8 protein-coding genes are annotated in these 10,992 nt (G+C 58.4%); 4 read left to right on the top strand and 4 right to left on the bottom strand.

Features of this window, described 5'->3' with window-relative positions:
* Nucleotides 1–112 precede the first annotated feature (112 nt).
* The 3 genes from ACFWAY_RS51435 to ACFWAY_RS51425 all read right to left on the bottom strand — a co-directional run bounded on the left by ACFWAY_RS51435 (nucleotide 113) and on the right by ACFWAY_RS51425 (nucleotide 3,602).
* Nucleotides 113–730, bottom strand: coding sequence for an alpha/beta hydrolase (locus ACFWAY_RS51435; RefSeq protein WP_378516205.1), 618 nt, complete (start codon nucleotides 728–730; stop codon nucleotides 113–115).
* A gap of 201 nt (nucleotides 731–931) precedes the next feature.
* A complete protein-coding gene (locus ACFWAY_RS51430) occupies nucleotides 932–1,885 on the bottom strand; it encodes a ring-cleaving dioxygenase (RefSeq protein WP_378516204.1) in 954 nt (317 codons plus the stop codon).
* An 82-nt stretch (nucleotides 1,886–1,967) separates the two neighbouring features.
* Complete coding sequence (locus ACFWAY_RS51425; protein ID WP_378516203.1) at nucleotides 1,968–3,602, bottom strand: FAD-dependent monooxygenase; 1,635 nt, start codon at nucleotides 3,600–3,602, stop codon at nucleotides 1,968–1,970.
* A 199-nt stretch (nucleotides 3,603–3,801) separates the two neighbouring features.
* Between ACFWAY_RS51425 and ACFWAY_RS51420 the strand changes: the two genes are divergently transcribed.
* The 4 genes from ACFWAY_RS51420 (at nucleotide 3,802) to ACFWAY_RS51405 (ending at nucleotide 8,861) form a co-directional block, all read left to right on the top strand.
* The gene (locus tag ACFWAY_RS51420) at nucleotides 3,802–4,758 is read left to right on the top strand and encodes a helix-turn-helix domain-containing protein (protein ID WP_378516202.1); all 957 of its coding nucleotides are present in this window, start codon (nucleotides 3,802–3,804) and stop codon (nucleotides 4,756–4,758) included.
* Nucleotides 4,759–5,047: 289 nt separating this feature from the next.
* Complete coding sequence (locus tag ACFWAY_RS51415; protein WP_378516201.1) at nucleotides 5,048–5,587, top strand: HtaA domain-containing protein; 540 nt, start codon at nucleotides 5,048–5,050, stop codon at nucleotides 5,585–5,587.
* An 897-nt stretch (nucleotides 5,588–6,484) separates the two neighbouring features.
* Nucleotides 6,485–7,507 carry a PDR/VanB family oxidoreductase gene (locus ACFWAY_RS51410; protein ID WP_378516200.1) on the top strand — a complete coding sequence of 341 codons (1,023 nt, stop codon included), beginning with the start codon at nucleotides 6,485–6,487 and terminating at the stop codon, nucleotides 7,505–7,507.
* Between the two features lie 58 nt (nucleotides 7,508–7,565).
* Nucleotides 7,566–8,861: a cytochrome P450 gene (locus ACFWAY_RS51405; RefSeq protein ID WP_378516199.1), complete on the top strand. Its 1,296-nt coding sequence runs from the start codon at nucleotides 7,566–7,568 to the stop codon at nucleotides 8,859–8,861.
* A 346-nt stretch (nucleotides 8,862–9,207) separates the two neighbouring features.
* Here ACFWAY_RS51405 and ACFWAY_RS51400 read toward each other — a convergent pair whose 3' ends face one another.
* The gene (locus ACFWAY_RS51400; protein ID WP_378516198.1) at nucleotides 9,208–10,479 is read right to left on the bottom strand and encodes a LuxR C-terminal-related transcriptional regulator; all 1,272 of its coding nucleotides are present in this window, start codon (nucleotides 10,477–10,479) and stop codon (nucleotides 9,208–9,210) included.
* Between the last annotated feature and the right edge of the window lie 513 nt (nucleotides 10,480–10,992).

Here is a 10,992-nt window from a genome sequence, read left to right as displayed (position 1 = left end):
CCTTCGTGTGGACCAAAACCGCAGACGAAATCCTGGACAACCTCGCCAACTACTGCACGCGGATTAATCAACTGAACAACGACTCAGGACACTAGTGTCTCGTGATCAAAGTCTACAGACACGGGTGGTCCCCTTCGAGGTTCATGGACAGCTTGCCATGTCGGTTGGTTGAGTCGGCTTTCATACCAGACGATTCCGGAGGATTTGGCAGCTGGTCGAGGATCCACGAGGCATCGCTCATCGATTGCTCCGTTATGATGTGCTCGCTACCTGGGTCAATCCGGAGATCGACGTCGGCTCCCGATGCCAGCAAGGCCCGTGCGGTCTGCTCCACCCTCCACCGAGGCACCCAGGGGTCGCGTTCGATGCTGCGCATGAGGATGGGCACACCCTTCAGGGGCTCATCAGCTGGGACCACCGCCTCACCTCGCCCCAAATAGCCTCCCGTGAAAATGATCGACGCGGCGTACGCCGCCGGTTCCGTCAGGAGAAACTGGGAAAGTAGACACGCACCCTGAGAGAACCCCCACAATACGATCCGTCCCGTCGAAAATCCTTCAGCCTCGATAGCTGCAATCTGTATCCGTAGTGCCTCAATAGAATTCGCCAGTGCTGGTTGGTTGTTCGCCACCGGTTCGATGAACGGATGTGGATACCAGCTGTTCTCATATGCCGAAGGAGCGTAGAAGCGAAGACCCGACGACGTCAACCCTGTGGACTGCTCTCGCATGAACTGTGGAGTTTGTCCACGGCCATGGACCGCAAGCACGGCAGCTCGGGCAGAGTGGGTGTCGTTCCCCCACACAGCTGTCTCCCGACCTAGGTGTGGGTTCTCGTTTTGCAACATTTCGTCCCTCAGTGTCGATCTCGAGCGGGGAGTGCCACCGTCATTGTCGGCGGCACTCCCCCGGATACCCGTCCGATACAGAGATCAGATGTCGATTTCTTCCAGCTGACCGAGAAGCTCAGTGCGACGGTGCTCGAACTGAGGCGGAAGCTGGAACTTGGTGCCGAGCTCCTGAGGGGACTCGTCACAGTCCCACCCTCCGTCCGCGTGAGTGACGGCGAGTTCGAACAAGGCACCGCCGGGTGTTCTGACGTACACCGACTTGAAGTACTTGCGGTCCTTCAACTCGCTGATATCGGTGTAGCCCGCACCCTCGATCTCGAACTTGATTTCGTCCTGGTTCCTCAGGTTGTCCAGGTTCCACGCGAAGTGATGGTAGGTGCCAGCGCCGTACCTCCATGTACCCTGATCATCCTTCCGATTGCCGATCAGCTCAATATGATTGCCGAAGCTCTCATCGCCGACCTGGAATACCGCCCGGTCACCGTCTTCACGGATCTTCCCCTGAGAGTAAAAGGTGTTCTGCGCGAAATCGACCATGCGCTCCGGTGTGGTGACGTGGATACCGACGCCATGAATACCATGAATGGCGTATTCCGCCGGCACCCCGTATCCAGGGTGGCCTTCGCGCGGGTCATTGTCGTTGCTGACGAAGACGTACTCGATACCGGACGGGTGCCGGAAGGCAAGACGACGCCGGTCGAGAACCTCTACGTTCTCAACCACAACCTTGTGCTCGGTCAATCGTTGGTGCCAGAAGTCCAGCGACCCTTCCGGAACCGATAGCAGAACTTCTCGCGCCTGGTTCGTACCGGATTCTCCCACCAAACCCGCCTGTGCCCAGGGAAAGGTGGTAACCACGGAGGACGGGTCCCCATTCGCATTGCCGTAGTAGAGGTGGTAGATCGGAGTCGAACCGTCGAACAACACCGTTCGTTTGATGAACCGCATGCCCAATGTCTTGACGTGGAAGTCCACGTCCTCCTGTGCGTGGCCGACGGACAGGGTCACGTGGTGAGAGCCTTTTACGAATGCCATCTTATTCTCCTGGAATAGGTGGGAAAATCCCTAATTCTCTGCGGGTGGGGAATACACTGAATCCGAACACGGTTCAGAACCTTTATAGGACGGCCGGTTTCAGCGTTCGTCCCAACAAGGACTGCAGGGCCGATTCGATCGGTTGATCGGAAGCATCGTTGTCAGTCTGCGCGCGCCAGCACACAAATCCATCCGGCCGTACAAGCACAGCGCCCGATTCAGTAATTCCGTAGAGGGCGGTGAACTGCTCCCCAACATCGCGGCCCGTCTCGGCACCGCCGATCACATGAAGATCGAGTCGTATCCCAAGCTTCCGCGAGATCCTGCGTGCGGGGATCGACCAGCGTGTTCCGCTGCTTCCGGTGAGAAGAACAGCATTTCTACCGAACAAGTCGAGTATCGAGCACTCTTGTCCGTCGCGCGCGATCAGCTGGTGCGGGGCACGAGTTCCAGGCAGCCCCGCGGTTTCGCGCGGGTCGCTTTGAATCAGGAAATCCCCGTTTGAGCCGCTGATCACCGCCGAGGACCGGTACCGATACCCCAGATCAATGTGGGCGTCGTCTACCAGCTTTTCTACTCCCTTAGTTGCCAAGAACGGTGCTGCGCGCGTTACGTAGCGGGCATATGCCTGCTCGACCGTGAACTGCGCTACTGGCTTCCGTTCCACCTCGTAGGTCGAAAGCAGCTCGGGATCGGCGGAGCCATTGATTACGGCAGCAAGCTTCCATGCCAGGTTGTGAGCGTCGTGTATGCCGGTATTGCCACCGTAACCACCATAGGGCGGCATCACGTGCGCAGCGTCGCCGACTAGGAAGACACGCCCCTTCCTGTAGCTGTCGGACACGTCGGCCCGCGCCTGCCAATGCATCACATCATCGATCGTCACGGGCAAATCCGGCACACCGAGTGCGGCTCGCACAAGTTCGACGCAACGCTCTTCCGTCAAGTTCTGCGACACATCGCTGTTCGGACGCTTTGGGTCGCCGAGTCCATGGACGGCAAGAAACCCTGATTCGTACGGTTTCTGGATCCGAAAGAAGCCCTGAAGTGTGTCGTTGACGACCATGATTACACCTAGATTGCGGCCCCGCATCAGCGGCTTCACATCAGCGTGAAAGTAGATAGTCACACTATTTGAGAATGCGCCTCGGCCCGCCTGCCCGATTCCCAACTGCTCGCGAACCCGACTGCGCGCACCGTCAGACGCGACCATATATCGCGCACGTACGCTGGACTGTTCATCAGTGTCCCGATCCCGCACCACGGCGACGACACCATCATCATCTTGCTCGAAACCTACAAGCTCCGTGCCAAACCGCGTTTCTGCACCAAGCTCGCGGGCACGCTCCCCGAGGACGGGTTCGATCGCAATCTGTGAGGCGAAGAGCCGCTCCGATGGGCTTAGGTCCCGAACCCCATCGTTCAGCCTGGGAAGGTGCCAGGCGATTTCTTCGCCCGCTAGGCTTTCTACAGACATGATCGCGGCATCCTGATCGAACTGCTCACGCGATCTCGCCTCAATATTCTCTTCCAATCCTATGCCTCGGTAGATCTCCATGGAGCGCTGCAGGATAAGCGCGGCACGCGGATGGATTGCACTGCCCCGGTGGCGCTCTACAACCAGCGATGGAATCCCGTGATGACCGAGAAGACAGGCTGCCGTCATGCCGACCAGGCTGCCGCCGACGATCAGAACCGGGACCTCGTTGTCAGTCATTGCTACCTCTTCTTCTTCCCTCTGGGCCCTCGTACGCCCTCCTAGGAGGCGAGTCCCGAGTACCTGGCTCGGGATGCCCCAGAAAAGTACATTCGGTGTCGCCTGCCTCACATCGGCGTAGGATGCACAAGTCCGTCCCATCCGTGCACAGTTGAACCGGCCACCCGGTTCGGGGCGGTGTTCTGAAGAGGAAACATAGATGCCAACAGGTCACACATCATCCGCAGGCAGTTCCACCACTGTCCACCACATCCATGACTGGCGAACCCTCCTGACCAGGTCTTTCATGGAGTTCCACGTCGATGCCGCCGAGCCTGCAGCATTCCGCGGTTCAATGCGCACACGCAGAATCGGCGGCATCGAGTTCGTTGCGATGTCGACGGAGGGCCACGTTGCTCACCGCGGTCCGGACAGCATCCAGGCAGGTGAACGACCCGACTACCTATTGTGTCTTCAGATCGAGGGGGTCGGTGAGTTCACCCAGTCCGAACGCACAGCCACGGTTCATCCGGGTGACATCACGCTCTTCGACACCACGGCCCCTGCATCCGTGCTCAGCAGCGACAACTACCGCAGTCTGTGTGTGAAATTCCCTCAACGCCTCCTGGACGTTCCGCGAGAGCGCATGTCGGAGCTGACCGCAGTCCGACTCGCAGCAACCGAAGGGATCACGCCGGCCGCAGGAGCGGTCCTGAGAACCTTCGATCACATCGCTGATGGCATTCCCAGCAGAAGTCGACACCTATTCGCACACAATGCGATTGGTATCGTATCCACGCTTTTTCAGAGTCAGATTCACGTAGCGCGGCTACGCCGAAGCAGCGATATCGACCTCGAGCAAATGCAGGACTACATCGACGCTCAACTTTCCGATCCTGATCTAACCCCTGCCAGGGTCGCCGCCGCTCACTTCACTTCGCTTCGACGAGTCCACACCATTTTCAGCGCCGCCGGACTTACCGTTGCCGGTTGGATTCATCATCGCCGACTCGAACAGTGCCGGCGCGATCTCTTGAACCCAACCATGAGGTCCGTTCCAGTCGCCGCAATCGGGATACGGTGGGGGTTCAAGACCCCTTCACACTTCGGTAAGGCCTTCAAAGCGACGTTCGGTGTGACTCCCGGCGAGTACCGCAGCCAGGCGAGCGAAGACTAAAAATGCACCGTTCCCTGCCCTGAACCTAGTACTCTCCAGTCCCGCGCCGGAGCATCCGAGTCGATCGAGTACGCAGGCCTAAGCACCATCCTGGCAGACGGTTTCGCCGTTCCGCTGCTTGACCTGACGCCAGATGCGATTGCCTACCCGGTAGAAACCACGGACCGTGCGATCGATCCACCTCGGTGATTCTGACCGCGCAGGACTCCGCCCGGACATCGCGGCGAGCGGAGCCGCGGTAGGTCCCCGAAGCAGTGACAACGAGAACCCACATAGATGGAGAAATACAATGACGAAAGGCCTTCGCAGCGGCCCACGGCCCTCGAGCGAGCGATTGACGACAGGTCTGGTCTGGCGATTCAAATCCAGCTTCCTGAGCTACCTGGCCCGAACTCCTGGGGCGCAGACCTCGGTCAACGGCGGAGCTGGAACTACATCGACCGGGGACTTCTACTTCGAACTCGCAGACTCCTCGGCCTTCAACCTCAGCACCGGCCTTGGGACGTTAAAGTTCCGCGGTCAGGTCCGCTTCTCCGCACACCATGGGATGTTGTTCGTACTGATTTCCGATCCCTGGGTCACCTTCGGCGCGGACAGCACCATCATGAGTATCGTGGATGCGGAAGGCTATCCGGACACTCACCGTAGGATCACACTTGTCACACTGTGCAAAGTCGACGCCGTCGTCATCGGCGACACGGTTTCATGGACAGCCACACCAACTCACCTCGCCTCTGGTGCAGTTCATGTCTTCAATGATGTCTACCCAGTCGGCGAACCTCTCGGAGCCATGGATATTCGCATGAACCTAGCCATCCCCGCGAAATGAGGAAGCGCACCTGCGGGTCTGTAGCTGTCCGCATATCGCTGCACCAAGCACTGCCACGTACCACCCCGCGTGTGCCCCGGGTAAATGTCGGAAGCGTGCAACCAGTCAACACTCCGACGACGGCATGGCCGGCACCACTACATCCACCCTTCCGGTGAGATCGCAGGACTGATTCGCGCGGCAGCACCCTAGGACGCCTGCGATGGCATTGGTATCCGACAACTGCCTAGCCGTTCATGCGTGTCTGCAGTGGTCAGCCCACTCGTCGACGATCTGCCGTCGTCCATCATCATGGCGATGGCCCGCCCCCGCCGAAACGCTCACGACGCAGCGGATTAGACACCCTGAGAGGGGTTTCGCGCCCACCTATCCCCGTAACCTAGCCAAACGAGCAGGACAATCCTGCTAGATCGATCAGCCGCTTCCCGTGCTGTGAGATGGGACATTGATTCTCATGAAGAAGTAGATCGCAGACCACTAGAGAGGGTCCCTCACCAAGTCGGGTGTTCGCATTGTGAACCGCGCAGTCCGCATCCGTTGCCCCTCTAGGCGCGAAGCGTCGCACGATCGAACTTGCGCCGACTGACTGCCGACATGGTCGCCACGGCGAGAGTGCGACCTGTGGCCTTGCGTTGTCGCATCGACGGACAAGCCTTCCAAAGAAAAATTACGGATCGCCAGGGCCAACCCTCGCACGCAACACCTCCCAGCACCGGACCGACAGGTCACCATGAGCTTTGCGGTATCCCATTCAGCAACTACTGATGGACCTGCATTGTCGACCTTTGCATTCCAGCCCTCGGCGTGAACGGTGGTTCTCGTACCCATCGCGAACAGATCCACCCCGCGTGAGGGAACCCCTCCATAACAACAGATTCCAATCCCCGAAGGACCACGATGACACAGCTAGTAGAGGAGATGTCCCCTCCGCGCAAGTCCCCCAGTGCAGCGTCTGGCGCACGCCGCGACGACGAGTGCACGCTCTCTCTCATGATCAGCGCGAAGACGCTCATAGCAACCGATGTGGCTCGCGTGACGCTCGTGCACCCGGGTGGGGAGGAGTTGCCCGAATGGTCGCCCGGAGCCCATATCGATCTGAAGCTAGCGAATGATGTGGTTCGCCAGTACTCCCTGTGCGGAGGCGTGACCGACCGATCTCAGTGGGAGATCTGTGTCCGCCAACTGCATGATGGGCGCGGGGGTTCAAACTTCATTCACAATCGCCTCTCGGCTGGCGACCTCGTCACTGTGACCGGACCTCGGAACCACTTCGAGCTCGTCACCGCCTCGAAGTACCTATTCATAGCCGGCGGCATCGGCATAACGCCTATGCTCCCAATGATAGAACAAACCGACGAACGTGCGGCCACGTGGTCCCTGGTCTACCTGGGCCGAAGCCTGAGCACGATGGCATTCGCCGAATCCCTTAAAGTCGCTTTCCCGAACAATGTTTCGGTTCACCCAAACGATCAAGACCAGCTGGCGGATATCTCGAGCGTTCTCGAAACCATCGAAGCTGACACCGCGGTCTACGTCTGTGGACCGGAATCGTTGATGCGTGACCTCGAAGACGCCGCAGACTCTCGCGGCCTCGCAGCGAATCTGCATACGGAACGATTCTCCGCAAATCCAACGGGTTCGGTAACCTGTGACCGATCATTTGAAGTTGAATTCGCCTCGTCTGCGGTAACCGCGATTGTCAAGTCCGGCAACACCATCCTCGAGACCGCTCGTGCATTAGGGATCCCTGCATCCTTTTCGTGTTCAGAGGGCACCTGTGGGACCTGCGAAACAACCATCCTCGGGGGGAAGGCCGACCACCGGGACACCATCCTCAGCCGAGAGGAAAGAGAAGCGAACGAGACGATGATGATCTGCGTCAGCCGTGCAGCTGGCAATAGCTTGACCTTAGAGATGTAGCTATCGGGCCTGTTCAAATAAGAACCCAGCTACGAAAAGCCATGGGAATGGAGATTCAATGAGCTCGACAAGCACCGCCGATACACAGCCGAATTCCGATCCACGTGTATCGGACGAAGCCAGAGCATTCTCGTTCTTTCGCGGAGACTTTCAACACAACCCTGGCGCATCCCTGGAGTGGGCCAGAAGAAAAGAACCAGCTTTCTATAATCCAGACTCTGACTATTGGGTTGTGACTCGGTACGAAGATGTGAAGAGCATCCACAATGATTTCAATTCCTACTCCGCGGCCAACACACTCGCACCGCTTACTCCCCTGTCAAGCGAAGCGATCGAAAAGCTGCAAGAGTACCAATTCGCACCGATCGCGGCACTCGTCGACGCGGACCCTCCTCTTCACCGGAAGATTCGACGGCTCAACGCACCCGTTTTCATGCCCGAAAACGTGAATCGATTAGAGGGCTACATCCGAGCGACCATCACTGAACACATCGATCGGTTTGTTGAATCTGGTCATGCTGATTTGATATCAGATCTCTTGTGGGACGTTCCATGCCTGGTCGCTCTTCAGTTCCTCGGAATTCCCGAGGAGGACGTCGACACCGTAAGAAAGCTGGCAACATCCCTGACAGAGTTTGGGTGGGGTCAGCCCGGTCATGACGATCAGGTTCGTGCGGCGGATCACATGGGCCAGTTCTGGGAAATGGGCGGACGAGTCATCGCAAAGCTGAAGGAGCTTCAGGATCCACCTGGGTGGCTCGGCCACACTATCAAGCTGCAACGCGAGCATCCGGACATCTTCACGGATTCATGGTTGCAGACGATTGTCATGGGCGGAACGGCCGCCGCTCACGAGACGACTACCAACGCGACTGCCAATGCCGTCGTGACGCTATTGAGGAATCGAGGACAGTGGCAACGGCTATGTGAGGATCCGGCACTAATTCCCGCCGCGATCGAAGAATGTCTGCGCCACAGCAGTTCTGTCACCGCTTGGCGCAGACTTGCCAAAGTAGATACCGAGGTCAGCGGTGTAGCCATTCCGGCAGGATCGAAGATTCTCACTGTCATCGCGTCAGCACACTACGACACCGATGTGTTCGATCAGCCAGAGGTCTTCGATATTGACCGTGACAACGTGGCCTCTCATATCGCGTTCGGAAGTGGGAGTCATACCTGTCTGGGCAATCACCTTGCTCGGCTGGAGATGAGAGTTTTCCTCGAAGAGCTGACTCGTCGCCTGCCACATATGCAGCTCGACGATCAAGTCCTCACGTACCTGCCCAATACCTCATTCCGCGGCCCGGAAGCCCTCCACGTCAGCTGGGACACATCCGGGAATCTCAGTAGCTGAGGTGAGGGTAGCGGTTGAACCGTGACGTCGCTCAGCCTCGCCTAATGTACGTGCTGGTTGTCGGCGACGACCAGCACGTACTACGGCCGCACGCGTTGCGATACCTCGAACGAACGACGGTATCGAAGACCCCGGTAACCTCCGCGGTCCGCGCAACATCGGTGATTGGATCGGATCCGACGGTGGCGAATCAGACCGTGGAATCTCCGCCAATCGACTCGGATTGCGGTCCGCTATCAACCGATGTGCTGATGCACCTCAAGTCCTACAATTCTCCGGCACCGGGGTGGGTATGGCGACCGCGCACCATCGCGACGGCACCTATTGATGTGTCGTGGTTCGAGACTTAACGAAGAACCGCTACTAGTTCGGCGCGGTTAGTTGCACCGACCTTTCGCAGAACATTCGCTACATGAAATTTTACAGTGTGCTCACTGATAGTCAGGGCGGCGGCGATGGCCCGGTTGCGGGCACCTTCCGCCACCAACTTCATAACATCACGCTCACGATTGGTTAGTCCCCACTCCGGCTGAATTCCTTGGAAAGCCGCCGGAATATCGAGTGGCAGTCTCACGTCGATATTCGAGCCCCAGCCAGGTGTCCCACTGACCGTAAGTTTGCCGGCGAGCGCGTCAACACGAGCCGCGAGTTGATGCACGCTTTGTGTCTCGGAAGTCAAGTCGCCGGGACCGTCATCCCGAATGCCGATGAGCAAATTGGATCCGTCACAATCCCATTGAATCCGCACGCGCCCAACTCCATCTTGCTCGGCAAGAGTCAGCAATGCGCTACGAACGATTGCACGGCCTGCATGCGCTATTTCTCCGGGCAGCGCACGTCCGTCGATGGGAGGCTCGACGAACTGAACATCGAGATCACCGAATTGAGTGAGCGGACGCAGGTCTCTTCGAAGCCGTTCGAAGGCACGCGCCACTGGCTCCTCGGAGAGGCTGCGGTCACGATCGGGAACTGACCTCAGCTGCACCATCGCTGCTGAAGCAATATCCCGAGCAGACTGGCGAGCAATCGAATCCGTCGTGTCGCGGGAACGCAACACCGTCAGGATCAGCTCCAAAGTGGTCGAATGTGCATCCGTCAGTTCTGCTACTACCCTCGAGCGCTCAATATTCGCCATTCGCGAGTCACGCAGATGGTCAAGCGGTGCCGTTGCAACTTGCTGGCGGATGCTAATGGCGACAAGCACCCATAAGGCCGACACGAGGCGCCTTGTTGTGTCCATTGATATTGTTGCAGAGGGTGTTTCGATGGGATCGACGAGGACAAGGACAGCATCGGTCGCCGCAAATATCGCCGCAATTCGATGATTTTCGTGGCCAATCACTGCAGTTGCGCCCCAGGCCGGGGCACCGGTCGCCATCACGAGCTGTCCGATCTTTTCCAGCTCGGCAATTTCGACTCTGTCGACGATCGATGGATCTCCAGTCCTCTTCAGCGGCTGGAGTGGGCAATCCTTGGTGAAGATCACCAAGGCGCTGTGCGAAATGATTGGTTTTAACAGCGACGAAAACGCGTTCGCGATATCAAGTGGGGAACGATAGAGCACCGTGGATAATCCGTCGATCAAATCGACCGGAAAGGGCTTTGCTCGGTCTCGCATGACAGTCGCTACCTTCTTCGCGTCCGCCCGAGGGGTTGGGCCATCCTTCCGCAACGATGTCGAAGCCCTATCTACATACGGCGGCTTGCGGCATCGCATACCGTGAATTGCCCTGCAGTGAAGGCGATCCGGACCGATGATCCACGTGCTAGTAGCGAGGCTGCTTGAACCTGACGTCGCCTCTACCACGCCTCTCAGTGATTCAATCTTCAATCTTATCGCTCGAATTTGACCTCCGGGGCTGAGGTGACTGTGATCTATCTCACCCTCTAGTCGTTGCCGAGGCACTGGTGCTCACTCCATGCCCAGCCAACCCGTTTCTGCGTCAAAGGCGCACGTCATGCCGCAGCCCTGCACCGCGTGCGAGAGGGTGGGCGGCCAGCCCCGCACCGCCCACCCTCCACCAGAGAAGAACTACGCCTGGAGGCCGGCCTCGATCTCGAGGGTGATGGTGATCTTGTCGCCGACGACGGCTCCGCCGCCTTCGAGGGGCATGTCGATGGTGATGCCGAA

Origin of the sequence: Rhodococcus sp. NPDC059968, from assembly GCF_042738615.1 — a bacterium.
Lineage (GTDB): Bacteria > Actinomycetota > Actinomycetes > Mycobacteriales > Mycobacteriaceae > Rhodococcus_F.
Note: the sequence above shows the minus strand (reverse complement) of the source record. Positions and strands in the feature narration are given on the sequence as shown.